Consider the following 23,887-nt stretch of genomic DNA (forward strand, 5'->3'; position numbering starts at 1 on the left):
CGTCCCAGGAGAGATTCGAACTCCCGACCGACGCCTTAGAAGGGCGTTGCTCTATCCAGCTGAGCTACTGGGACATGCTTTCTTAACTGAAAGACAATTTTAATTATAGAAATGATTTGAAGAAAAGTCAATGCTATTTTAAAAAAATAATTGAATTAATATTATTGGTCCGATAATAACCATTTTGGCATTGATTGATTTAATTGGTGAAGCGCATTGCCTCGGTGAGAAATAGCCGCTTTTTCTTCCGGCTTAAGTTCTGCCATGGCACGCCCTTCACTCGGCACCCAGAAAATCGGATCATACCCGAAGCCGTTTTCTCCGCGGCGCTCGGTCAAAATTTCCCCTTCACATGAACCCGAGAAAGTTTCGGTTTTTTGATTCGGTGCAGCCACTGCCAAAACACAGCGGAAACGCGCTGTGCGTTTGCTTTCAGGCACGCCGGCCATTTTCTCAAGCACTTTATCGATATTGGCATCGTCGCTCTTTTCTCCACCTGCATAGCGTGCAGAATACACGCCTGGTTCGCCGTTTAAGGCGTCAATTTCAAGTCCGGAGTCGTCGGCGATAACTGGCATCTGCAGCGCCTCTGCGACAGCTTCAGCCTTTAATATGGCGTTTTCTTCAAAGGTTGTGCCTGTTTCTTCAACGTCCATGTCCTGTGCGACGTCATGCAACGTCAACACATCATAGCCGAGCGGGCGCAATAAAGCTTCAAAATCTCTTGCTTTCCCTAAATTCTGCGTGGCAATAATCACTTTTTTCATAAATTTGAATTCACCTCTTCACCAACACGATTGGCCAATTCGCCAAGTGCTTCTTTTTGTAACGCGATCAACTGTCGGATCCCCGCTTCTCCAAGATCCATCATTTCATTGAGCTGAGCGCGGCTGAATGTCGCTTCTTCGCCCGTTCCCTGCAATTCTACAAAATGGCCAGCCCCTGTCATTACGAGGTTCATATCCACTTCTGCAGAAGAATCTTCCACGTAGTTCAAGTCCAGGATCGCTCCATTTTCAGCGTCTATCCCCACACTGGTCGCTGCCAGAAAATCCGTTACCGGGAATGCTGTTAATTCCAATTTTCCGATAGCCATGACCATTGCGACAAATGCTCCGGTAATCGAAGCTGTCCGAGTGCCGCCATCGGCCTGGATGACGTCGCAATCGATCCATAATGTCCGTTCTCCAAGCTTCTCCAAGTCAACAACCGCGCGCAACGCCCGGCCGATCAGGCGCTGGATTTCCATCGTCCGGCCTCCGACTTTGCCTTGTGAAGACTCGCGCCGGTTACGGCTGTTTGTCGCTCTAGGCAGCATGGAATATTCGGCTGTCACCCATCCCTTGCCCTGCCCTCTTAAAAATGGAGGCACCTTATCTTCAATTGTCGCTGTGCAAATTACCTTGGTCTGTCCCACTGTAATCAATACCGAGCCTTCCGGATGAATCAGGTATTCGACTTCCATTTGCACCGGACGCAGTTCGTCCGCTTTTCTTTCATCTATTCGTGTCATTGTATAGTTCCTCCTTGTATCTGCTCATCTAGCGTATCATATTTGCTCTCCCACAGCCAAAAACCTGACGGCGTCGCTGTCAGGTTTTTGGAAATCGGATGGCATGGATTACAGGTTCTTCGATCACCAGCCATTTCTCAATAATCGTTTTAAAGATCGGAAGAGATCCCGATGTATAAAAATGGTGCACCGGCGGCTTTGTGCGGGCAGCAAATTGCTGCTTGAACCGCAGATGCCGTTCCACATCTTTCGCTGTTTCTTTAGCAGAAGAAAGTACATGGACCCCGTCGCCCAGCACTTCTTCGATAAACCCTTGCAGCAGCGGATAATGGGTGCAGCCTAAGATAGCGGTATCGAACGTTTCACCTTCCAGCTGAGACAGTGTCTCCTGTACCATTTTACGCGCAAACTCACCTTCGTACTCATCACTTTCCACTAATGGAACAAACCGTGGACAAGCAAGCTGAACAACATGGGCAGATGATACCAGCGATTTGATCGCTTTCTCATAAGCGCCGCTTTGCACAGTCCCAAGCGTTCCAAGTACCGCTATATCCTTGGATGAGGACGTTTTAACCGCAGCTCGGGCTCCTGGAAAAATGACTCCGATCACCGGAATCGGCAGTTTTTTTTGAAGAGAATCCAAAGCTGCAGCAGTTGCGGTGTTGCAGGCGATGACCAGCATCTTTATTTTTTTTTTCATCAAGGCTTGTGCCATCTGCCATGTGTATTTTTTGACTTCCTGAAGAGATCTCGGACCATACGGACATCTGGCATTATCTCCTATGTAAAAAATCTGTTCATTAGGCAATAGCTTCATGATTTCTTTTGCAACAGTCAATCCGCCTACCCCTGAATCGATTACCCCAATTGGCGCATTCACATTCATCGCCTCAATTCTATTTCATGTTGTTGTGAAGTTTTTCAAGCAAGAATGATAATTGCTGAACTTCATCTTCGTTGAAATCGGCGAGAACAGTTTCCAAATAATCCTGTCGCTTTTTGATTACTTCTTCAATTATGCGTTCGCCTTCTTTTAATAACTTGATGCGGACCACGCGGCGGTCCTGTTCTTCACGGATTCGTACAACCAATTCATTTTTTTCCATCCGGTCAACCAGATCGGTCGTTGTGCTAAAAGCTAAATACATTTTATTGGAAAGATCACCAATCGTCATATCCCCATGTTCAAAAAGCCATTGCAAGGCTATGAACTGAGGTGGTGTAATTGTATAAGCATTTAAGATTTCCCGGCCTTTTTGTTTAATAATACCGGAAATATACCGAAGTTCCTTTTCCAGAAACGCTATGCGTTCCGCATCATGGAGATTATTTTGGTTGTTATCATTCATTGAAATCACCACTCCTTGGCTACAAATCTACTCTTCTATAGTGACGGTTTTTTATTAATATGGCAAGAACTCACTTAATTTTTTGTAGAAATTAACTCGCCATTTGTGAACATTTGCTTTTCCTGCGCTGTCCAAGGATGGCCTTTGCCGGTTTTTTTGGAAAGCTGCACCATGACACCTCGGCCCGTAAAGCAAGTCTCCCCTTTTTCGTTGGTCACCCAGTAGTGGACGTCCATTGAAGAATTGCCAATCGAGTCAACTTTTACATGGACAGCCAATTTCTCATCGAAATAAACTTGCTGTGTATAATCGACTTGGATATCCGCAACTACCGGAAAAAATTCGCTGCCGCCTTCCAGCCATCTTTGCATTAAACCGATTTCTTTCATGTATTCAATGCGGGCGTATTCAAAATAAATGATCGGCACTGTGTTATTGACGTGTCCGAACATGTCAGTTTCCGAAAAACGAACTTGAACCGGCGCAGAAAAGTTAAAACCTTTTTTCCATGCTTCAAAATCCTTGATGTAGTTGGCTTTCATCATAAACCCTCCAAATAGATATTTGCTTTATCAGTATAACAAACTATTCTACTCCTTGATTGCAGCCCTTGCACAAAAACAAATAAAAAACCCTGCCGAAGCAGGGTTTTAAATAGTGATCCAATTGAAGTGCCTTTAATCGGCGCTTCCGCTTTTCGGTACTGTCTAGCTGCTGCGTCCAGCCCCTCGAGTCGCTTCGGTCTTGCTGCGAATGACAAAGGACGCCATTCACTGCAAGCCCTCCAGCGCTTGTCGGGGCTTTACGGACACTTCCGCTTTTCGTTACTAGTCTACCATTCTGTCGCTTCCGAAGAAGTTACGGAACATTTGAACTGTTGTGTCGCGGTTCAAAGCTGCGATTGAAGTTGTCAAAGGAATTCCTTTTGGACAAGATTCCACACAGTTTTGAGAGTTACCACAGCTAGCCAATCCACCTTCGCCCATGATGGCGTTCAAGCGGGCGTCTTTGTTCATGGCACCTGTTGGGTGCGCGTTCATAAGGCGCACTTGGGAAAGTGGAGCTGGTCCGATGAAATCGGATTTGTCGTTGACGTTCGGGCATGCTTCTAAGCACACACCGCAAGTCATACATTTTGATAATTCGTAAGCCCATTGGCGTTTGCGTTCTGGCATACGAGGACCTTCACCAAGATCATGGGTTCCGTCAATCGGAATCCATGCTTTAACTTTTTTCAATGAATCAAACATACGGCTGCGGTCAACGATCAAGTCGCGGACTACAGGGAATGTTTTCATCGGCTGAAGGCGGATCGGCTGTTCCAATTGGTCAACGAGCGCCGTACAAGACTGGCGAGCTTTGCCGTTGATAACCATTGAACAAGCGCCACAAACTTCTTCGAGGCAGTTCATGTCCCATGTTACTGGAGAGGTTTTTTTCCCTTCCATGTTCACTGGGTTACGACGGATCTCCATCAATGCCGAAATGACATTCATGTTCATGCGATATGGCAATTCGAACTTTTCCCAATACGACTCTTCGTTCGTAGAGTTTCTGCGTTCGATTTCAAATATAACCGTTTTTGCTGCTTCACCCATGGTAAATTAGCTCCCTTCTTAATGTTTCGCTGAGTAATCGCGTTTACGCGGCACGATCAAGGACGTATCAACCTCTTCGTAATGGAAGATCGGCTCATCGTATCCGTTGAATTTCGCCATTGTTGTTTTCAAGAATTCCTCATCATTACGCTCTGGGAATTCAGGTTTGTAATGCGCTCCACGGCTTTCGTTGCGAAGCAAAGCCCCAATGGTGATCACTCGTGCTAAATGTAGCATATTTTTCAACTGACGTGTAAACATTGCGCCTTGGTTGCTCCAAAGCTGTGTATCCGTAATGTTGATGTTATTGAAACGTTCAAGCAGCTCCTGGATTTTTTCATCCGTTGCTTTCAGTTTATCGTTGTAGCGAACCACTGTTACGTTATCTGTCATCCATTCGCCAAGCTCTTTATGAAGAATATATGCATTTTCTGTACCATCCAAGGCCAGAATTTCTTCCCATTTGCGCTGCTCTTCAGCAACCGCCCGGTCAAAGATATCTGATGGAAGGTCTTCTGCAAGAACATCCAATCCTTGAATATATTCAATCGCATTTGGACCCGCAACCATCCCGCCGTAAACAGCAGATAGCAGTGAGTTTGCCCCTAAGCGGTTCGCGCCATGCTGTGAATAATCACATTCACCGGCAGCAAGTACGCCTGGGATGCTTGTGAACTGATGATCGTCAACCCATAGTCCGCCCATTGAGTAATGGACAGCCGGGAAGATTTTCATCGGTACTTTGCGTGGGTCATCACCTGTGAATTTCTCGTAGATCTCGATGATACCGCCCAATTTTATATCCAGTTCTTTTGGATCTTTATGTGAAAGATCCAAATAGACCATGTTTTCGCCGTTAATCCCTAGCTTTTGGTTAACACAGACGTCGAAGATTTCGCGAGTCGCGATATCCCGAGGCACCAAGTTACCATACGCTGGGTATTTCTCTTCCAGGAAGTACCAAGGCTTGCCGTCTTTATAAGTCCAGATACGGCCGCCTTCCCCACGTGCAGATTCAGACATTAGACGAAGTTTATCGTCTCCCGGAATCGCTGTCGGGTGGATTTGAATAAATTCGCCGTTCGCATAATATGCGCCTTGCTGATAAACGATCGAAGCTGCAGATCCTGTGTTGATTACGGAGTTCGTCGATTTACCGAAGATAATTCCCGGTCCGCCAGTCGCCATAATGACCGCATCAGCCCGGAAAGCTCTGATTTCCATAGTTGTCATGTTCTGTGCAGTGATGCCTCGGCTGACGCCTTGGTCATCCAGAACAAGTCCTAGGAATTCCCAGCCTTCGTATTTCGTTACAAGACCGCTCACTTCGTGGCGGCGAACTTGCTCATCTAGTGCATAAAGCAATTGCTGGCCAGTTGTGGCACCGGCAAAAGCCGTTCTGTGGTGCATCGTTCCGCCGAAGCGACGGAAATCAAGCAATCCTTCCGGAGTCCGGTTAAACATAACACCCATGCGGTCGAACAAGCGGATGATCGCTGGTGCTGCGTCCGCCATCGCTTTAACCGGGCGTTGGTTCGCCAGGAAATCTCCACCGTAAACAGTGTCATCAAAGTGAATATCCGGTGAATCTCCTTCACCTTTTGTATTTACAGCCCCGTTTATCCCGCCTTGAGCACAAACCGAGTGGGATCTTTTTACTGGGACGATAGAAAATAAATCAACGGGTGAGCCTGCTTCGGCTGCTTTAACAGCTGCCATCAATCCAGCAAGGCCGCCCCCGACAATAGTAAGTTTGCCTTTCGCCATTTCGGTATTCACTCCTCTTTTAGTTCACCAATAATCCAAACGTTCTTAGACGAACGCTAACAAAGCTCTGATACCAATGATTGAAAGCACAACAAACACTACAAGTGTGAAATAAGTTGCGCCTCTCTGGGCTTTCTCCGATTGAGTAATTCCCCAAGTTACAAAGAAAGACCATAGGCCGTTTGCCAAGTGGAAAGTCGCTGCCAAAACACCGACAATATAAAACGCTAACATTAATGGGTTATCTAAGATATTAGCCATCATGTTGAAATCAGCGTCTGCTGCATTGCCAATTGCTACTTGGAAACGGGTTTCGAACACATGCCATGCGATGAAGACTACTAAGAAAATCCCAGTATAGCGTTGTGCCGTGAATAGCATGTTGCGCAAATAACTGTATTTGCCCACATTATGCCTTGAAGTAAACGCTATGTATAAACCGTAGAATGCATGATACAACAACGGTATATAAATAACGAAGATCTCCAAGAAGATAACGAATGGAAGATTCGCCATGAAGTGAGATGCAGCATTAAATGCCGATTCACCTTGTGTTGCAAAATGGTTGACGATTAAGTGCTGCGTCAAGAACAGACCGATCGGAATGATACCGAGTAGGGAATGTAACCTGCGCATTAAAAATTCTCGATTTTCCAAAATTTTACCTCCCTCAAACATTGTTGCGCAGCAAAAAAAAAGACATTCGAACTAATGCACGAAAGCTTCCATTGACTGCCACTTGCATCATGATACAATAATATGACATATTTATTGTACTCTCCGAAAATGGGAGCGTCAAGGTAACTAAAGGTATTTCCGTACGATTCTTAATAGCAATTTATTATATTGAAAGTAGGATTAGCATGACTTTGAAAGAACCCGAGATCCATCAGAACTTTGGCTATGAAATTATACGTGATCATGTATTGCCAGAAATTTTAGGAAAGCACGAAGAAGATATTCTTTATTGGGCGGGAAAATCACTGGCTCGGAAATTTCCGCTTTATTCGCTGGAAGAAGTGCCGGATTTTTTCCAACAGGCTAATTTCGGCTCGTTAACACTCGAAAAAGCGAGCAAGAGTGAGTTAGTGTACGTATTGTCTCCTTCTAAATTCGAACAGCGCTGCTTTAAATTAGAAGCTGGATTTCTGGCACAGCAAAAACAAATAATCGACGGTTTTTTAACTGAAGCTTATGAAGAAGTTCAATTAAAAAGAAATGTAATCCGTATAACGCTGAAAACTGATCTCCGTGAAAAAGCATAACCGCTGAAAACCCACTTCATTTTTATGAAGTGGGTTTTCCTATTCTTATTGTTCAATAATAATTTCATTTTCCCATTATAAACATCTGATTAATTGTCATTTATCTGACATACATCGTGGATAGAATATTTTTATGGTCGGCATCCGATGGTTATTGTGGCTTTTTATACACATGGTGCGTGATGGATTTTTAATTGTACTTGAAAATTTTGTGGATTAGCACACTCGAATACGTTTGCATTTTTATTCCGATAAGCCGAACGCATCGTGCAAAGCGTTCGCTGATTTTTCCATAGCCGCTTCCGGCACTACAACCGAAATTTTTATTTCTGAAGTGCTGACCATTTTCACTGGGATCTCGTGCAAGCGGAGAATATCGAACATTTGTGCAGCAACTCCGGGATTTGAAACCATGCCGGATCCGACAATCGAAACTTTAGATAAGCCCACTTCGTAGTTGGCGCTGGAGAAACGGATATCTTGCTGAAATTCATTTAGCACCCGTTTCGTTTCCTCCAAGCTGTCTTGTTTAATGGAAAACGACACAGACGGCGGAAATTCATCCGTGATGCTTTGTACAATGATATCAACATCGATATGGTTTTCTGCCAGTTTTGTAAAAATGCTTGCCAATGAACCATTGAATGGTTTTTCATAGGAAACGGTCACCCGTGCAATTCTCGGTTCAAATGCTACGCCTCTGACAATAAGATTTTTCTCCACAGTGATCACCTCTTGTATGATTGTGCCCGGTTCATCCGAATAGCTTGCTCTGACCGACAACGGGACTTTATTGTTTTTCGCAAATTCGACCGCACGGGGATGCAGGACACCTGCACCAAGGTTGGCAAGTTCGAGCATCTCATCATATGAAATTTGCTCGAGTTTGCGTGCACCCGTCACAGATCGTGGATCTGATGTATAAACACCATCAACGTCGGTATAAATCTCGCATTTATCGGCCCCTAGTGCTGCTGCCAATGCGACTGCAGTCGTGTCGGAGCCGCCACGGCCCAATGTCGTGATGTTGCCAATCCGGTCAACTCCCTGAAATCCGGCAACCACACAGAAGTAGCCGTTATTCAGCACACCTTCCAAGCGCTCTGTATGGATGGTTTCGATGCGGGCATTGCGCGGAACGGATTCTGTTTCAATGCCTGCTTGCCATCCAGTGAACGACAATGCTTCATGCCCCAGTGATTTGAATGCCATAGCAAGCAAAGAAATCGTTACTTGCTCACCTGTTGCCAACAGCATATCCATTTCTCTTTTCGGCGGTTCAGCAGAAATTTCCCCTGCCAGTTGGAGCAGCGCATCTGTCGTTTTGCCCATGGCTGAGACAACAATAACTACACGATAACCTTTTTCTTTTTCAAGGATGGCCCGTTTGGCCACTGCAATAATTTTTTCCGGTGTTGCAACAGATGTTCCGCCAAATTTCATTACGATCGTCTTCATTTCATCCACTCCCACATTTTTAAGATGTGGCTCTCAACATGCCGGGCACCGGGTGCCTGGCAATAAAAAAAGGCAGCTCGCCGAAATTACGGCAAGCTACCTCTTTTATCATGTACGAATACGAAAAACGTCCATGTGAGATAGCCCTCCAGAGATTAACTCTGACAGCCCGGCACTTCTTAAATGCCGGACCAGCATACGGGTTTGCAAAAATCCCGCACACTTCGGCGACCGCCCCTTTCTCTACCCTTCACAGATTCTGCAAATCTCTGAGTAGATACTATTGACGTTCGCGCCTCTATCATCACTTTTCCAAGTGATTTAATTATGTTTTTACGATAGCATGTTATTGCTCGCTTGGCAATGCCTGCTGAGCAAAATGCTGCTGAATGGATTTGGCCAGGTTCTCAGGCATGCCCGCCTGGCGCAGTTCTTCGATTGTCGCTTCTTTTATCTTTTTGACAGAACCAAAATGCTTTAACAATTGTTGCTTACGCTTTGGTCCTACGCCTTCTAAGTCATCGAGTGCTGATTGAATGGAATTCTTCCCGCGCAATTGCCGGTGGAACGTAATAACAAAGCGGTGTACTTCGTCCTGGATGCGCTGCAGCAGGTAAAACGCTTCGCTCGTCCGTTTTAACGGCACTACTTCAACGGGATCGCCATAAAGAAGCTGCGATGTTTGGTGCTTGGCATCTTTTGCAAGGCCGGCAATCGGTATCGATAAACCAAGTTCGTCTTCCAAGATTTCTCGAGCCGACTCCATCTGCCCTTTCCCTCCGTCAATGACGATCAAGTCCGGAAGCGGAAGGCCATCTTTTAGTACACGCGAGTAGCGGCGCCGAATCACTTCACGCATCGCAGCGTAATCATCCGGTTTCGAGGCATTGCGGGTTTTATATTTGCGGTAATCTTTTTTCGACGGTTTGCCATCGATAAACGTGATCATTGCTGAAACGGCATCTGCCCCTTGGATATGGGAGTTATCAAATGCTTCAATCCGGAGCGGTGTCTCAATATTCATAGCCTCTCCCAATTCAATGCAGGCGCCTACTGTCCGTTCTTCCTGGCGCTCAAGCAGTTGGAATTTCTCTTTTATGGCAATTTCCGCGTTTTTTTTCGCCAATTCCACCAAATCCTTTTTCTTGCCGCGCTGAGGCACCAGCACACGGAGATCGAGCCATTCCCGGATCAAATCCGCGTCTGCCCCTTCCGGCACAAGAATTTCATTGGGTTTCATATGATGCGACTGCTCGTAAAATTGGCCGAGATAGGTCATAAATTCTTCTTGCGGATCGCGATATAACGGAAACAGCGAGACATCGCGCTCTATCAGCTTGCCTTGGCGCACGAAAAACACCTGTACGCACATCCAGCCTTTGTCGATGGCATAGGCAAAAACATCGCGGTTGGTAAAATCGTTCATCGCCATTTTCTGTTTTTCCATAACCGTTTCGATATGGACAATCTGGTCCCGATATTCTTTAGCTCGCTCAAATTCCAGGTTCTCAGCAGCTTCCGACATTTTTTCAACCAATTGCTCTTTGACTTCGCGGAATCCGCCGTTCAAAAATTTTGTGATGCCGTCAATCATATCTTGGTAGGTTTCCTGTTCCACCGGTTTGATGCACGGCGCCAAACACTGCCCCATATGGTAATAAAGACAGGCACGGTCCGGCATTGTATGGCATTTTCGCAATGGATACAAGCGGTCGAGCAGTTTTTTTGTTTCACTGGCGGCATAGGCATTCGGATAAGGGCCGAAATACTTGCCTTTGTCCCGCTTCACTTGCCGTGTGATGATGAGCTTCGGATGGCGCTCACCTGTGATTTTCAAATAAGGATAGGTTTTGTCGTCCTTCAGCATGATATTGTATTTCGGATCATGCTTTTTGATCAAGTTCAGTTCCAGAATCAATGCTTCTTTTTCCGAACTGGTCACAATATATTCAAAATCCTCGATTTCTCCTACCAGCCGCTGTGTTTTGGCGTCATGGCTTCCCGTGAAATACGATCGCACGCGGTTTTTCAGCACTTTCGCCTTGCCGACATAGATAATCGTATTTTGGCGGTCTTTCATCAAATAACAGCCAGGCTGGTCTGGAAGTATCGCTAATTTATGTTGGATTAATTCGTTTGCCATAGTCTCACCCTATTAAAAAACCGGGCACCATTGCTGGACCCGGTTTAGAATTATGCGTGTTGGTTAACCAATTCTGCTAAAGCTTCTTTTGGTCTGAAACCAACCACTTTGTCAACTGTTTCTCCGTCTTTCATCAACAAAAGAGTCGGAATTGACATGATGCCATATTTGCCGGCTGTTTCTTGGTTTTCGTCAACATCCACTTTAACGATTTTCACTTTATCGTTCATTTCTGCATCCAACTCTTCTAAAACTGGAGCAATCATTTTACAAGGTCCGCACCAAGTAGCCCAAAAATCTACCAATACTAAACCTTCTGAGATTTCTTGTGAAAAGTTCTGATCTGTACCGTGTACAATTGCCATGAATAATTCCTCCTTAGTAGTATAACCAAACTCTGAATTGATTATAGCATGCACTATTTTCACTAGCTATTTATTTGCCTAAGCTTACTTTACCCTAAATATAGGAAATCAAACGAAAAGCGGCCCAAGTGTTAATGGCCGCTTTTTTGATTACATTACTTTTTTGAATTCTTCTGTCAGCATCGGGATGACTTCGAACAAATCACCTACAATGCCGTAGTCTGCCACTTTAAAGATATTCGCTTCAGGATCTTTGTTGATCGCTACGATTACTTTTGAGTTGGACATCCCTGCTAAATGCTGGATAGCCCCAGAAATACCAGCGGCGATGTAAAGGTCCGGTGTCACGACTTTCCCTGTCTGACCTATTTGAAGTGAGTAATCGCAATAATCAGCGTCACATGCTCCACGTGAAGCGCCGACTGCGCCGCCTAGAAGATTCGCCAATTCCTGCAATGGTGCAAAGCCATCCGAGCTCTTTACTCCGCGTCCGCCTGCCACGATCACTTTTGCTTCAGAAAGGTCGACGCCTTCAGCAGATTTGCGCACTACGTTTTTGATGATCGTGCGCAAGTTTGTGATGTCTACTGAAAGCGCGCTTACTTCTCCAGAACGCTCTTCTCTTGGAAGTGGCGCAATGTTGTTCGGGCGAACAGTGAAGAAGAGAATGCCTTCTTTGTTTTTCACTTTTTCAAACGCTTTACCTGAGAAAATCGGGCGAACAAATACTGCGTCATCGCCTTCTCCTTCGATATCTGTAACATCGGAAATCAAACCGGCTTGCAGTTTAGAAGCGATTTTCGGAGAAAGATCTTTTCCGACTGCTGTATGGCCGAATACCAAAGCTTCCGGATTTTCCTGTTCGATAACTGCCATGAACGCCTGGCCGTATCCATCAGATGTATAATGCTTCAAATGCGGGTGCTCCACCGTAATGACACGGTCCGCTCCGTAATTGATCAATTCCTGTCCAAAGTCATTAACAGAATCACCAAGCAATACTGCAACCACTTCTCCTCCGCCAGAAACTTTTTTCGCAGCGGCAATTGCTTCAAATGAAACATTTCGCAAAGCGCCTTCACGCGTCTCTGCCAATACTAATACTTTTTTCGCCATAATCCGTTTACCCCCTAAGTAGATGTGAAAAATCAATGGAACGAATATATACAGTTGATGCTTCAGTGACCTGTTAAATTAACACGGCCGCTTCCGCTTTTCTTGTCTAGCTGCAATGACCAGGTCCTCGGGTCATAAGCCGTTCCGGCTGTGTGGCAAAGAGCGCCACTTCGCCGATCCGTCTTATGCCAGTCGGACCTTAACGGCCATTTCCGCTTTTCTCATTGTCCAGCTGCTGCACCCAGCCCTTCGAGTCGCTTCCGCTTTTCGATTATTATATGACTTTCGCTTCGTTGCGCAGCAGACCAACCAATTCAGATACTTGTGTCGATAGATCGCCTTCCAGGACGCGTCCTGCAGCTTTTTTCGGCGGCAAGTAGACTTCGATTGTTTCTGTCTTCGCTTCTACGTCATCTTCTTCGATATCCAAGTCATCCAGTTCCACTTCTTCAAGCGGCTTCTTTTTCGCTTTCATGATGCCAGGAAGCGATGGATAACGCGGCTCGTTCAAGCCTTGCTGGGCTGTCACAAGCAATGGCAATGAAGTTTCAAGTTCTTCCGCATCCCCTTCGATGTCTCGGACAATCGTTACAGTAGAACCGTCAATTTTCAAGTCTGTGATCGTCGTCACGTAGTTGATGCCTAAAAGATCCGCAACACGTGGGCCGACTTGTCCAGAACCGCCATCGATCGCGACATTTCCTGCCAAAATCAAATCCGGGTTTTTGTCTTTTAAATATTCAGCCAGTATGTACGCAGATGTAAACTGGTCCAATTCTTCCACATCGTCTTCAGTATTGATCAAAACCGCTTTATCAGCGCCCATGGCCAAAGCTGTGCGCAGCTGCTTTTCAGCTTCTTCTCCGCCTATTGTAATGACCGTTACTTCTCCGCCGTGTTCATCACGGACAGTGATCGCTTCTTCAATCGCGTATTCATCGTATGGATTGATGATGAATTCCGCACCGTCCTCCTGGATTTTGCCACCTGAAACGACGATTTTTTCTTCTGTGTCAAACGTGCGTTTTACCAATACATAAATGTTCATGAACGTAAACCTCCCAAGTATTATTTCCCTTTAAATTGTGCTTCGCGTTTTTCCAGGAATGCCTGGATGCCTTCTTTTGCGTCTTCAGAAACGAAAACCGTTCCGAATGATTCGGCTTCTGCGTCAACTCCTTCATAGAAAGAAGCATGTTTCGCATATTGCAGCATTTGGATGGCCGCTTTCACCGACACCGGACTTTTTTTCGCAATCTTCTTCGCAATTGAAAGCGTTTCCGAAAATAAATCTTCTTCTGCATAAGCCCGGTTAGCTAATCCCAGCTGTGCTGCTTCTTTTCCTGAAATCGGTTCGCTCGTCAATAGCATTTCAGCCGCTTTTGCCACCCCTACAAATCTTGGCAAACGCTGAGTTCCCGCAAATCCAGGAATAAGCCCCAGCTGAAGTTCCGGCAATCCCAGTTTAGCATTTTCAGAGACAAACCGCATATGGCAGCCCATCGCCAGCTCCAGCCCTCCACCGAGCGCCGCTCCGTGAATCGCTGCAATGACTGGTTTGTGGAATGTTTCTACGCGTTCAAAAACTTTTTGCCCACTAGCTGATAATTGCGAAAATTCTTGACCTGAAGAGACTTCAGTGAATTCCTTGATGTCTGCTCCAGCGGAAAAGAACCGGCCTTCTCCATGCAACAAAACAACCCGGACTTCGTCGTCATTTTCCACTTCATCTAGCAGTTGGTCCACTTCGAGAATGAGTGAACGCGATAAAGCATTTGCCGGTGGACGATTGATGGTAGCAATCGCCACACCGTCTTCTTTCTTCCAACTGATAAATTCCATCCGATGAGCCCCTTTCTTATGCGCGCATCCCTTTCATCAACAAGCGATGAACTTTCGGCGCCAAGTCGACTAAATCATATTTATGATCATTCATTACCCAAGTGGTAATCGTCTCATCCATTGTACCAAAAACCATTTGTCTGGCTAGTCTGATATCCATCTCTTTATCAAATTCTCCGTCTTCCATGCCTTTGACCAAGATTTTATCCAACAACAATAAATACTCTCTCAACACGCCATTTATTTTCAGGCGGATGTCATGGTTCGACTGCCGAAGCTCCAACTGGGTCACGATGGCAAGATGCAAATCGCTGGCTAACAGACCAAAATGGCTTTCGATCATCAATCGCAGTTTCTCTGAAGCCGGGATTTCTCTAATCAGAATCTGTTCCAGTTTTTCAACGAACACACCCATCTTTTCCTGAAAAACTGAAATTAAAATATCTTCTTTATTTTTGAAGTATAAATAAATCGTACCGTCTGCAACGCCTGCTTGCTTGGCAATTTTTGAAACTTGCGCTTGATGGTAGCCATTTTCAGCTATTACAATTACTGCCGCATCAACGATTTGCTTATATTTCGGTTTATCCTTCTTTACCAATTCATCACCACCCAAAAAAATATGAAAATATGAATGGCGGTTCATTCATATTTTCATATTATAGTTAATCCATTATGGTGTCAAGCTTTTCTGGCTATCTTTGGTCCACAAGCTATTGTTGCATTCGCATTCAAAAAGCATGGAAGGGATCGACTTTCATTAAGAAGGCACCGCTTCATTTTGCTTGGCGATTTCTTCATTTACCAAGGCACGGCGCAAAATTTTGCCTACCGCGGTTTTAGGAAGCTCCTTGCGGAATTCATATACACGCGGTACTTTAAACGATGCCAGATGCTTGCGGCAATACGCATCAAATTCTTCTTTTGAAATATTATACCCTTCTTTTTGGACAATGTATGCTTTAACAGTTTCTCCGCGATACGGATCTGGAACACCCGCTACCACGCATTCCTGAACAGCTTCATGTTCATACAGGACTTCTTCGATTTCGCGCGGATAAATATTAAAGCCTCCTGCAATGATCATGTCTTTTTTGCGATCGACGATGAAGAAATGCCCTTCGTCGTCCATATACCCCAAATCTCCGGTTAATAGCCAGCCATCCACAATCGTTGCAGCGGTATCTTCTGGACGGTTCCAATAACCTTTCATCACTTGCGGCCCTTTGATGGCAATTTCGCCAATTTGGCCATTTGGAACAGGATCTGTTGTGCCTGGCAGGAAAATCTTGCAGTCGGTATCGGGATATGGCAATCCGATTGAACCTTTTGTCCGTTCACCCCACACCAAGTTAGAATGCGTGACCGGTGAAGTTTCAGTCAGTCCATAGCCTTCCACCAATTTGCCGCCGGTAATTTTCTCGAATTTTTCCTGAACATCCGCCGGCAATGGGGCAGAACCGCTCAAGCAAGCTTCAATCGAAGACAAATCATATTTTGCTATATCCGGATGATTCATCAAGCCGATATAAAGTGTCGGGGCTCCCGGGAATAAAGTCGGCTTTTGTTTGCTGATGGTTTTCAGGGCGGTTTCCGGATCGAATTTTGGCAATAGCACCATGCGGTTGCCTTGCATAACCGAAAGAATCAACACAGTTGTCAAACCGTAAACGTGGAATAACGGGATGATGCCCATGATTGTTTCTTCGCCTTTTTTGCTTTTATACAGCCAATGATCGCACATTGTCGCATTTGAAATAATATTTTTATGCGACAGCATAACGCCTTTAGGAGATCCTGTTGTTCCGCCTGTATATTGCAGCAGCGCCAAATCTTCATCAAAATCAAATGGAGTCTTGGCTACTTCTGTTGAAGCAATTTTCATAACCTCTGTAAAAAGGTGATAAATGCCGCGGTGTTCAACTTTTACTGACATGCCCATCTGCTTTTTTTGCACCAATGGATAAACGATGTTTTTCGGGAATGGCAAATAATCTTTGATTCCGGTGATGATGACGTTTTCCAGTTTTGTATCTTTGATTGCTTTTGAAATACGGGGAAATAAAATATCCAGTGACACAATAACGCGTGCTCCTGAATCGTTCATCTGATAAGAAATTTCTCTTTCGGTATACAGCGGATTGGTCATAACGACAACGCCGCCGGCATACAGGACGCCATAAAAGCTGATGACCGCCTGCGGGCAGTTCGGCAGCATAATGGCTACACGGTCCCCTTTTTTTATGCCGAGCGTCTGCAGATAGTTTGCAAACCTTTTTGATGAATCATACAATTCCCGATAGGAAACGTCTTTCCCTAGAAAATGAATAGCCACTTTATCAGGAAATTGTTCATAGGCCTGTGTTAAATACTCTTGTACAGGCATATTTGGATAGGTTAAAGTATGAGGAATTTCTGGCGGATAATGGGCTAGCCATGGTTTTTCAGTCATTCATTCTTCCTCCTTTAGGGCTATAGAATAGTGCGAATATTCCTATTTTTAATTATAACTTTAATTGGTAACGCTTTCAATAGCGAATCATGCTACCGCTCTTGATATTCTGCTGATTACGATTTCTTTCGATTTTTTGTAACAAAAAAGAACGGCCAGTCGCTGACTGGCCGTTCCGTCTAGATCATGAACAGAAAAACAATACCCACAATGACGAACAACACGCAAAAAACAAATAGTATTTTTATCAGGTTTTCCATTGCCCACAACTCCTATTAAATACTCGCGCCAATGACATAAGACAGGCCGACTGAAATGGTCAATGAAATAAATCCGACTGAGCGGTTGTCTTTTTCAATTTCTTCGTCCACATTGAATTTTGGTGTCAGAAATTCAAACAGAATATAAGCAAAGATCAGCAGCGTAAATCCGTACAATCCCCAGCCTATCATTTGAGGCAAGGTATTGTGCTCTTCAATCGAAAAACGGAAAATGTTCGTAACTCCGAAAATTTTACCGCCTGTTGCCATGGCTACTGCCAAATTCCCTTTTTTGATTTCTTCCCAGTTTTTGTACTTGGTGACCATTTCAAAAATCACCATGGATACGATTAAACATAATACGACAACGCTGAAGTATCCAGCTGTTTCTACCAGCGGATGGGTCCAAAATCCAGTCTCTGACATGCTTCAATCTCCCTTATGCAAAATCACTTTAATTCAGCTACTGTAACTCCAGAGCCGCCTTCTCCCGCTTCGCCGAAACGGTAGCTTTTCACCCGAGGATGCTTTTTCAAGTATTGCTGGACACCCTGGCGCAAGGCCCCCGTCCCTTTTCCATGGATAATCGATACTTGGTGATAATTAGATAGTAACGCATCATCAATGTATTTTTCAACACGGGCTATTGCATCTTCATAGCGCTCCCCGCGGAGATCAAGTTCCAGTTTAACATGGCTGTCACGGTTTTTCAGCGTCGCCATCGTTCTGGTTTCCTTCTGTTTTTCCGGTTTTGTATATTGCAGATCCGACTCAGGCAGCTTCATTTTCAAAATGCCGATTTGCACAATCCATTCTTTATCCGACACTTTTTCTACCAGCGTCCCTTTTTGGCCAAATGAAATGACTTTTACTTCGTCGTTCACTTTCAGCTCTCTTGTCTGATTTGCTTTTGCAGCTTTCTTTAAAACGCGGTTTTCCGGCATGGCAGCTTCCAGGCGTTTTTTGGCATCAATCAATTGATGTTCTTTGATGCTCGACGCTTGGTTCATCTGCATTTTACGCAGCTCGGACATGACCTCTTCTGCTTCTCTTGTTGCCTGTTCCACGATTTTGCGGGCTTTTTCTTTTGCTTTTTCTTCTAATTTCTCTTTTTGATTTTCGTACTGCTTCAACTGGTCGGCTAACTCTTTTTTCAAGCGGTCCGCTTCTTCCAACAGTTCTTTTGACTGTTCAGCATCGCGTTCGGATTCTCTTCGGCTCTTTTCAAGAGACTCAATCATCGAATCCACTTCACGCCGGTCCGTACCGGTAAAACTCTGCGCGTGCTTGATGATATGATCCGGCAAGCCAAGCCGCTTGGAAATTTCAAAGGCATTGCTTCGCCCCGGAACGCCAATCAATAAGCGGTAGGTCGGGCTGAGCGTTTCCACATCAAACTCTACGCTGGCATTGGCGACGCCTGGCCGGTTATAGCCATAAGCTTTCAGTTCCGGGTAATGGGTAGTGGCCATGACTCTGGCGCCACGTCCATGGACTTCGTCAAGGAGAGAAATGGCAAGAGCCGCTCCTTCTTGCGGGTCGGTGCCTGCCCCCAGTTCATCAAAAATGACCAATGAATTTTCATCGAACTTCGTTAAAATATCAACGATATTGACCATATGGGAAGAGAATGTACTCAAACTTTGTTCGATTGATTGCTCATCACCGATATCGGCGAAAACTTGATCAAAAACTGCGAGTTCCGAGCCGTCTAGCGCCGGAACCGGCAATCCCGCCTGGGCCATCAAGGTAAAGAGGCCCACCGTTTTTAAGGTCACCGTTTTCCCGCCTGTATTCGGTCCGGTGATGACAATTGCCGTAATATCACGGCCGAATTCAATATCGTTAGCCACCACTTCATCGATTGGAATCAAAGGATGACGAGCTTTCCGTAAATTGATATAGCCTTCTGTATTCATTTCGGGCTTCGAACATTTATTGGCTGAACCGTATTTCGCTTTCGCGAAAATCAAGTCGATCTCTCCCAGTACCTCAACCAAGACAAAAAGTTCATGCGCCACTTCTTGCACCTCGGCCGAAAGCATTTGCAGGATGCGGTCGATTTCTTCTTTTTCTTTCATTTTCAACCGGCGCACTTCATTATTGGCTTGGACCACTGCATCCGGCTCAATAAACAAAGTCTGCCCAGATGAAGACTGGTCATGCACAATGCCGCCATAATGGCTGCGGTATTCCTGCTTGACCGGAATAACAAACCGGTCATTGCGAATGGTCACAATGGAATCTGACAGCATCTTCGAGGCGTTTTTGCCGCGTACCAAACTCTCTAAGCGTTCACGCACACGGCTTTCCTGTGAGCGCAATTGCTGGCGGATTGTCCGGAGGGTAGAACTTGCACTATCCAGGACGCCGCCATTGTCATCGATGCACATATTGATGTCATGTTCAAGCGCCGTCAATATTGGCATCGACTCTTTTTTCTCGAGAAAATGAGGGATTTGAATGGTCCCTTCTTCCCGGATGCCTTCGAAAAATTGGCGAAGAATCCGGCTTGCCCGGATGGTCGAAGATACTTCCATCAACTCCATCGGGCTTAAACTGCCGCCGATCTGTGCTCGTTTGGCATGCATGCGGATGTCAAAAATGCCGCCCATTGGCACATTTCCTTTGACTCGCAGCACCCCAGCGCCTTCGTCCATTTCTTCAAGCAAACGGTTGACTCTATTTATATCGGTCGATGGCAATAATTCATCGATTTTTGATTTCCCAAGAGATGAGGTACAATATCGTGCCACTTCATCGCGGATTTTATAAAACTCAAGTGTTCTCAATGCGCGTTCAGCGATCAAGCGAGACACCTCCTATTTTTTCAGGTATTCTTTCAATTTCTCCAATGGCCAAGTATTGACAACATTGTCTTTTCTCAGCCACGCTTTTTGGGCATGGCGGACGCCAATGGCCATCACTTCAAGCTGTTCGATGGCGTGGGCATCCGTATTGATGGCGACAGGCACGCCTTTTTCCTGTGCCATTTCCAGATGTTCGACCGCCAGATCCAGGCGGTACGGGCTGGCGTTCAATTCGACAATTTTGCCGTATTCCTTTGCCCAATCCAGCAGCTGCTCCATATCCGGGTCATAGCCGCTCCGCTGGCCCACAATGCGGCCGGTTGGGTGGGCAATCATATCCACATGGGGATTTTTCATCGCCGTCAAGATCCGTTCCATAATCTGCTCCCGTGGCTGCTGGAAACTGGAATGAATGCTGGCAATGACAAAATCAAGCTGTTCCAGCACTTCATCATCAAAATCGAGCGAACCGTCCGGCAGGATATCCATTTCCGTTCCGGACAGCACTTCGATGTCGTCGTATTTCTGATTTAGTTCACGGATTTCCGCGTTTTGCTTCAATAGACGTTCCGGCGATAAGCCGTTGGCGACTTTCAGATACTCTGAATGATCCGTAATCACCATATAACTGTATTTGCGGCTGCGGCAAGCATCAATCATTTCCGTCAGTGAATTGGCACCGTCCGACCACGTTGTATGCATATGCAAATCGCCTTTCATATCCGACAAATCGACGATCAGCGGGAGGTCATCCAGAAGATCCAATTCCCGCCCATCTTCCCGCACAGTCGGCGGAATGAACGGCAATCCAAAATGAGCATAGAAATCGGTTTCAGATGCAAAAGTTGCCACTGTACCGTCTTCTTGCTCTACACCGTATTCACTGATTTTCTTATTCTGTGATTTCGCAAGCTGCCGCATTTTCACATTATGATCTTTTGAACCCGTGAAATGATGCAAAGCCGTGACAAATTCTTCTGGCGCCACTAAGCGGAAGTCAATGTCAATCGGATCCTGGAATTCCACCGTCACCGAAACTTTTGTATCTCCTGAGGCAATTGTTTCCTGTATTGGGAGAGCGGCCAGCAATTGTTCTTTTACAGCAGCCGGATCAGCAGTTGCTACAATAAAATCAAGGTCTTTGCTCGTTTCTTTCGTGCGCCGGTAACTGCCGGCTACAGAAAACTCACTGATGCCTTCGATGCCCGACAGCACACTTTCAACGAACTCCACGGCTTCTTCCGTTTTCCATATGGGATGGCGGCCTGGTTTGGAGTCGAATTCCGTCAATTCCTTTAAAATCTTCTCTTCGGATTTTGGCCCGAAGCCAGGTAATTTCTGGATTTCGTGATCAAGGCATGCCTGTTTCAGCGCTTCAGCTGAATCGATCCCTAGCTCTTTGTACAGCTTCGCAATTTTCTTGCCGCCCATTCCTTGGAGTTTCATCAATGGCACAAGCCCTTTTGGCACTTCTGCTTGGAGTTCTTCCAGGACCGTTGATTTTCCAGTTGCAATCAATTCCAGAATGACATCTCCTGTACCTTTGCCGATGCCTTTCAATTTTGTGACGTCTTCCAATTCATCCAAACTGCGTTGATCCAGTTCAAGCGCTTGCGCCGCTTTTCGGAATGCCGAAACTTTAAAGGGATTTTCGCCTTTTAATTCCATATACAATGCAATTTTTTCAAGTGTTCTGATGATAATTTTTTTATTCATCCAGAGCCCTCCAGTATAAATTCGACTTAAAAAAGGGGCTGCCCAACAAGTTGAAAAATAACTTATTGAACAACCTTCCATATAATAAAACTATGATTAATCGTTGCTCCTATCTTTGCAATGGATTCGCATCGCTCAGCTAGCTTCGTTGTAAAGGAGCTGTCCCAATTGCGTTAGGACAACTCCTTTCCTGCTTACGTATAAATATACCACCATTCTTTTACTTTCTCTGAGAAATAAGGTGTCCGTTCAAGCATGAACTGGGATATGCCGGAATTCTCGAGCTGGCTTTGTACGGCCTCCATCGGAAGCAGCGCAAACACGTAAATGAAAATGAACAGAAGTATGTACACTTCGATGAACCCTAAAGCCGCTCCAAGAATTTTGCTGGCAAAACCAAGAACCGGCAAATATTTCAGGAAATCAAACATTGTTGCAATCAACTGCAATCCAAATTTCACCACAAAGAAAATTAATGCGAATGCGAATAGCTGGTAAAATGTTTGGTCCAGATCCAACTGCTCAATGGCAATTGTAAACCGGGAATCTTCGCTGACAACCGGGTACGGCACCCACAGAACGAAGTAGTCGGCTAAAGGTTTATAATAAAGATAAGCAACGACGAGTGCGACAATAAAGCCTACCATGTGAATCAGCTGGAGTACGAGACCCCGTTTGGCGCCAACAATAATTCCGCCAATCAACAAAACCAATAAAATAATATCAAGCATGTTCGTCAACCCTTCAACTTTCTCAATTCATTTTCTAATTGTTCTACTCGCTCTTTCAGTTTAAGATTATCATGTACCATATTAACAGCGGCTAATACAGCGAGCTTCGAACTATCAAGTGATGGGTTCATCGCATGGATTTCACGCATCTTCTCATCCACAATCGACGCGACTAGCTGCATGTGTGCGGATGTTTCTGTGCCAACCATTTTATAAGTATAGCCATATATCTTTACTGAAGTGCGAATTCTGTGATCCTCTGCCAATGCTCCATCCCTCCTTAGAAATCCTATACATAATCATACCATGAACTAATCTAGAAAGTGAATTATAAGAAAGGAGACTCACCCATGTCAAATACAGTGCTTCAACTTCCCGAGGAAAGTCTCCTCCAGATCATTAATCATTATGAAAATAAAAAAGTGGCAGCGAAAGCTCCCTATATCCGCTTTACAGCTAAATTGTCCGATACGGTTGTAACTGTTTATAATTCCGGGAAAGTTATGTTCCAAGGAGCCGGTGCCGAACGGGAAGCGGCCAGATGGGGTTCAGCCTCCCCTACTGCCAAAACCGTTTCCACAAAAGGCGATGCCTTGCCTTCTAATTTCGCTAAAAAATCAGTTCTCGGTTCTGACGAAACAGGAACCGGCGACTTTTTTGGACCGATCACGGTCGCCGCTTGCTTTGTACCAGCTGACAAAGTCGCACTTGCCCATGAACTGGGAGTGAAAGATTCCAAGCAATTGACGGATGATTATATGCGCCTAATTGCACCGGACTTGAAAGCGGCCTTTCTGCATAGTGTGCTGACTTTGAAAAACGATAAATACAACGCTGTCCAAAGCAAAGGCTGGTCTCAAGGAAAAATCAAAGCGCTTTTGCATAATCAGGCATTAAAACATGTCCTGCGCAAAATGGCTCCCGAGAAGCCGGAAGCGATCCTGATTGACCAATTTGCCGAACGTGGCATCTATTATAACCACATTAAAAATGAAGCGGAAATCATCCGCGAAAATGTACTCTTTTCCACAAAAGCGGAAGGCCTGCATGTGTCAGTAGCCTGCGCATCCATTATTGCACGTGTCGCCTTTTTGGAAGAAATGGATGCGCTCAGCCAAAAAGCTGGCGTCACTTTACCAAAAGGCGCAGGGAAAATTGTTGATGAAGCGGCAGCCAAAATTCTGCTGAAGCACGGCGAGGCTTTTTTGCAGTCAATCACGAAAGTCCATTTCGCCAATACGAAGAAAGCGAAAGATTTGGCATCTAAAAGACGCTCCCATTGATAAAAATTCATTTGAAAAGCTTGAGGGATAAATCCTTGAGCTTTTTAAGTCGCCTTCAAATTTTTAGAACATTCTTATTTTACCATATCTCTGGAAGAAAGAAAGTTTTTTTAAGGATTTTGTACTAGGTAATTTAGAGATGAAAAAACGGAATCCGTGGATTCAAAAAGTCGGAAATGAACTTAATTGACCGATTCGTCGAACGCTGAATCTAGT

23 protein-coding genes, 1 tRNA gene and 1 riboswitch are annotated in these 23,887 nt (G+C 45.2%); of the genes, 2 read left to right on the forward strand and 22 right to left on the reverse strand.

Annotated elements, in window-relative coordinates; all coding sequences use genetic code 11:
• From AC3AQ9_RS06520 to AC3AQ9_RS06560, 9 genes are all read right to left on the reverse strand, one after another.
• Nucleotides 1-74 (reverse strand) — tRNA-Arg (locus tag AC3AQ9_RS06520).
• A gap of 87 nt (nucleotides 75-161) precedes the next feature.
• Nucleotides 162-767, reverse strand: a complete 606-nt coding sequence (locus tag AC3AQ9_RS06525; protein WP_488306615.1) for an XTP/dITP diphosphatase — start codon at nucleotides 765-767, stop codon at nucleotides 162-164.
• Nucleotides 764-1,513: a ribonuclease PH gene (gene rph / locus AC3AQ9_RS06530; RefSeq protein WP_488306616.1), complete on the reverse strand. Its 750-nt coding sequence runs from the start codon at nucleotides 1,511-1,513 to the stop codon at nucleotides 764-766. Before rph ends, AC3AQ9_RS06525 begins: the two co-directional genes overlap by 4 nt.
• 79 nt (nucleotides 1,514-1,592) lie before the next feature.
• Entirely contained in the window at nucleotides 1,593-2,396 is an 804-nt protein-coding gene (gene racE, locus AC3AQ9_RS06535; protein WP_488306617.1) for a glutamate racemase, read from the reverse strand.
• A gap of 16 nt (nucleotides 2,397-2,412) precedes the next feature.
• The gene (locus AC3AQ9_RS06540) at nucleotides 2,413-2,865 is read right to left on the reverse strand and encodes a MarR family winged helix-turn-helix transcriptional regulator (protein ID WP_488306618.1); all 453 of its coding nucleotides are present in this window, start codon (nucleotides 2,863-2,865) and stop codon (nucleotides 2,413-2,415) included.
• 74 nt (nucleotides 2,866-2,939) lie between these two features.
• Nucleotides 2,940-3,407 (reverse strand): acyl-CoA thioesterase, encoded by a 468-nt coding sequence (locus AC3AQ9_RS06545; protein WP_488306619.1) that lies wholly within the window; start codon nucleotides 3,405-3,407, stop codon nucleotides 2,940-2,942.
• Nucleotides 3,408-3,692: 285 nt separating this feature from the next.
• Nucleotides 3,693-4,463 (reverse strand): succinate dehydrogenase iron-sulfur subunit, encoded by a 771-nt coding sequence (sdhB, locus tag AC3AQ9_RS06550; RefSeq protein ID WP_437149748.1) that lies wholly within the window; start codon nucleotides 4,461-4,463, stop codon nucleotides 3,693-3,695.
• Between the two features lie 18 nt (nucleotides 4,464-4,481).
• Complete coding sequence (sdhA, locus tag AC3AQ9_RS06555) at nucleotides 4,482-6,230, reverse strand: succinate dehydrogenase flavoprotein subunit (RefSeq protein ID WP_488306620.1); 1,749 nt, start codon at nucleotides 6,228-6,230, stop codon at nucleotides 4,482-4,484.
• A 45-nt stretch (nucleotides 6,231-6,275) separates the two neighbouring features.
• The gene (locus AC3AQ9_RS06560; protein WP_488306840.1) at nucleotides 6,276-6,890 is read right to left on the reverse strand and encodes a succinate dehydrogenase cytochrome b558 subunit; all 615 of its coding nucleotides are present in this window, start codon (nucleotides 6,888-6,890) and stop codon (nucleotides 6,276-6,278) included.
• A gap of 203 nt (nucleotides 6,891-7,093) precedes the next feature.
• Here AC3AQ9_RS06560 and AC3AQ9_RS06565 point away from each other — a divergent pair, with 203 nt between their 5' ends.
• Nucleotides 7,094-7,495 carry a YslB family protein gene (locus AC3AQ9_RS06565; RefSeq protein WP_488306621.1) on the forward strand — a complete coding sequence of 134 codons (402 nt, stop codon included), beginning with the start codon at nucleotides 7,094-7,096 and terminating at the stop codon, nucleotides 7,493-7,495.
• A 243-nt stretch (nucleotides 7,496-7,738) separates the two neighbouring features.
• Here AC3AQ9_RS06565 and AC3AQ9_RS06570 read toward each other — a convergent pair whose 3' ends face one another.
• From AC3AQ9_RS06570 to zapA, 13 genes are all read right to left on the reverse strand, one after another.
• Nucleotides 7,739-8,953 (reverse strand): aspartate kinase, encoded by a 1,215-nt coding sequence (locus tag AC3AQ9_RS06570; RefSeq protein ID WP_488306622.1) that lies wholly within the window; start codon nucleotides 8,951-8,953, stop codon nucleotides 7,739-7,741.
• Nucleotides 8,954-9,086: 133 nt separating this feature from the next.
• Nucleotides 9,087-9,262: riboswitch (Lysine riboswitch) on the reverse strand.
• A gap of 37 nt (nucleotides 9,263-9,299) precedes the next feature.
• Nucleotides 9,300-11,096 carry an excinuclease ABC subunit UvrC gene (gene uvrC, locus AC3AQ9_RS06575; RefSeq protein WP_488306623.1) on the reverse strand — a complete coding sequence of 599 codons (1,797 nt, stop codon included), beginning with the start codon at nucleotides 11,094-11,096 and terminating at the stop codon, nucleotides 9,300-9,302.
• Between the two features lie 50 nt (nucleotides 11,097-11,146).
• Nucleotides 11,147-11,461 (reverse strand): thioredoxin, encoded by a 315-nt coding sequence (trxA, locus tag AC3AQ9_RS06580; RefSeq protein ID WP_488306624.1) that lies wholly within the window; start codon nucleotides 11,459-11,461, stop codon nucleotides 11,147-11,149.
• Between the two features lie 150 nt (nucleotides 11,462-11,611).
• Nucleotides 11,612-12,577 carry an electron transfer flavoprotein subunit alpha/FixB family protein gene (locus tag AC3AQ9_RS06585; protein WP_488306625.1) on the reverse strand — a complete coding sequence of 322 codons (966 nt, stop codon included), beginning with the start codon at nucleotides 12,575-12,577 and terminating at the stop codon, nucleotides 11,612-11,614.
• 274 nt (nucleotides 12,578-12,851) lie between these two features.
• On the reverse strand, nucleotides 12,852-13,625 hold the full coding sequence (locus tag AC3AQ9_RS06590; protein ID WP_488306626.1) for an electron transfer flavoprotein subunit beta/FixA family protein: 774 nt from the start codon (nucleotides 13,623-13,625) through the stop codon (nucleotides 12,852-12,854).
• A 20-nt stretch (nucleotides 13,626-13,645) separates the two neighbouring features.
• The gene (locus AC3AQ9_RS06595) at nucleotides 13,646-14,419 is read right to left on the reverse strand and encodes an enoyl-CoA hydratase (RefSeq protein WP_488306627.1); all 774 of its coding nucleotides are present in this window, start codon (nucleotides 14,417-14,419) and stop codon (nucleotides 13,646-13,648) included.
• Nucleotides 14,420-14,435: 16 nt separating this feature from the next.
• Nucleotides 14,436-15,020 (reverse strand): fatty acid metabolism transcriptional regulator FadR, encoded by a 585-nt coding sequence (gene fadR, locus AC3AQ9_RS06600; RefSeq protein ID WP_488306628.1) that lies wholly within the window; start codon nucleotides 15,018-15,020, stop codon nucleotides 14,436-14,438.
• A 159-nt stretch (nucleotides 15,021-15,179) separates the two neighbouring features.
• Complete coding sequence (locus tag AC3AQ9_RS06605; protein WP_488306629.1) at nucleotides 15,180-16,871, reverse strand: AMP-binding protein; 1,692 nt, start codon at nucleotides 16,869-16,871, stop codon at nucleotides 15,180-15,182.
• Nucleotides 16,872-17,146: 275 nt separating this feature from the next.
• The gene (locus AC3AQ9_RS06610) at nucleotides 17,147-17,557 is read right to left on the reverse strand and encodes a DUF350 domain-containing protein (RefSeq protein ID WP_488306630.1); all 411 of its coding nucleotides are present in this window, start codon (nucleotides 17,555-17,557) and stop codon (nucleotides 17,147-17,149) included.
• Between the two features lie 23 nt (nucleotides 17,558-17,580).
• The gene (locus tag AC3AQ9_RS06615) at nucleotides 17,581-19,941 is read right to left on the reverse strand and encodes an endonuclease MutS2 (protein WP_488306631.1); all 2,361 of its coding nucleotides are present in this window, start codon (nucleotides 19,939-19,941) and stop codon (nucleotides 17,581-17,583) included.
• A 12-nt stretch (nucleotides 19,942-19,953) separates the two neighbouring features.
• On the reverse strand, nucleotides 19,954-21,657 hold the full coding sequence (gene polX, locus AC3AQ9_RS06620; protein ID WP_488306632.1) for a DNA polymerase/3'-5' exonuclease PolX: 1,704 nt from the start codon (nucleotides 21,655-21,657) through the stop codon (nucleotides 19,954-19,956).
• Nucleotides 21,658-21,851: 194 nt separating this feature from the next.
• Nucleotides 21,852-22,388 carry a CvpA family protein gene (locus AC3AQ9_RS06625; RefSeq protein ID WP_488306633.1) on the reverse strand — a complete coding sequence of 179 codons (537 nt, stop codon included), beginning with the start codon at nucleotides 22,386-22,388 and terminating at the stop codon, nucleotides 21,852-21,854.
• A 5-nt stretch (nucleotides 22,389-22,393) separates the two neighbouring features.
• Entirely contained in the window at nucleotides 22,394-22,654 is a 261-nt protein-coding gene (gene zapA / locus AC3AQ9_RS06630) for a cell division protein ZapA (RefSeq protein ID WP_488306634.1), read from the reverse strand.
• 84 nt (nucleotides 22,655-22,738) lie between these two features.
• Here zapA and rnhC point away from each other — a divergent pair, with 84 nt between their 5' ends.
• A complete protein-coding gene (gene rnhC, locus AC3AQ9_RS06635) occupies nucleotides 22,739-23,671 on the forward strand; it encodes a ribonuclease HIII (RefSeq protein ID WP_488306635.1) in 933 nt (310 codons plus the stop codon).
• The last annotated feature ends 216 nt before the right edge of the window (nucleotides 23,672-23,887 follow it).

The sequence above is a fragment of the Planococcus sp. VCh962 genome, assembly GCF_057748275.1.

Bases quoted from the DNA above. Each gene is read 5' to 3' on its own strand.
- AC3AQ9_RS06545 (WP_488306619.1), bottom strand. From the start codon at position 3,407: ATGAAAGCCAACTACATCAAGGATTTTGAAGCATGGAAAAAAGGTTTT.
- AC3AQ9_RS06595 (WP_488306627.1), bottom strand. From the start codon at position 14,419: ATGGAATTTATCAGTTGGAAGAAAGAAGACGGTGTGGCGATTGCTACC.
- AC3AQ9_RS06540 (WP_488306618.1), bottom strand. From the start codon at position 2,865: ATGAATGATAACAACCAAAATAATCTCCATGATGCGGAACGCATAGCG.
- AC3AQ9_RS06605 (WP_488306629.1), bottom strand. From the start codon at position 16,871: ATGACTGAAAAACCATGGCTAGCCCATTATCCGCCAGAAATTCCTCAT.
- AC3AQ9_RS06585 (WP_488306625.1), bottom strand. From the start codon at position 12,577: ATGGCGAAAAAAGTATTAGTATTGGCAGAGACGCGTGAAGGCGCTTTG.
- trxA (WP_488306624.1), bottom strand. From the start codon at position 11,461: ATGGCAATTGTACACGGTACAGATCAGAACTTTTCACAAGAAATCTCA.
- AC3AQ9_RS06565 (WP_488306621.1), top strand. From the start codon at position 7,094: ATGACTTTGAAAGAACCCGAGATCCATCAGAACTTTGGCTATGAAATT.
- sdhB (WP_437149748.1), bottom strand. From the start codon at position 4,463: ATGGGTGAAGCAGCAAAAACGGTTATATTTGAAATCGAACGCAGAAAC.
- rnhC (WP_488306635.1), top strand. From the start codon at position 22,739: ATGTCAAATACAGTGCTTCAACTTCCCGAGGAAAGTCTCCTCCAGATC.
- AC3AQ9_RS06625 (WP_488306633.1), bottom strand. From the start codon at position 22,388: ATGCTTGATATTATTTTATTGGTTTTGTTGATTGGCGGAATTATTGTT.
- AC3AQ9_RS06610 (WP_488306630.1), bottom strand. From the start codon at position 17,557: ATGTCAGAGACTGGATTTTGGACCCATCCGCTGGTAGAAACAGCTGGA.
- AC3AQ9_RS06525 (WP_488306615.1), bottom strand. From the start codon at position 767: ATGAAAAAAGTGATTATTGCCACGCAGAATTTAGGGAAAGCAAGAGAT.
- rph (WP_488306616.1), bottom strand. From the start codon at position 1,513: ATGACACGAATAGATGAAAGAAAAGCGGACGAACTGCGTCCGGTGCAA.
- uvrC (WP_488306623.1), bottom strand. From the start codon at position 11,096: ATGGCAAACGAATTAATCCAACATAAATTAGCGATACTTCCAGACCAG.
- sdhA (WP_488306620.1), bottom strand. From the start codon at position 6,230: ATGGCGAAAGGCAAACTTACTATTGTCGGGGGCGGCCTTGCTGGATTG.
- AC3AQ9_RS06570 (WP_488306622.1), bottom strand. From the start codon at position 8,953: ATGAAGACGATCGTAATGAAATTTGGCGGAACATCTGTTGCAACACCG.
- polX (WP_488306632.1), bottom strand. From the start codon at position 21,657: ATGAATAAAAAAATTATCATCAGAACACTTGAAAAAATTGCATTGTAT.
- AC3AQ9_RS06590 (WP_488306626.1), bottom strand. From the start codon at position 13,625: ATGAACATTTATGTATTGGTAAAACGCACGTTTGACACAGAAGAAAAA.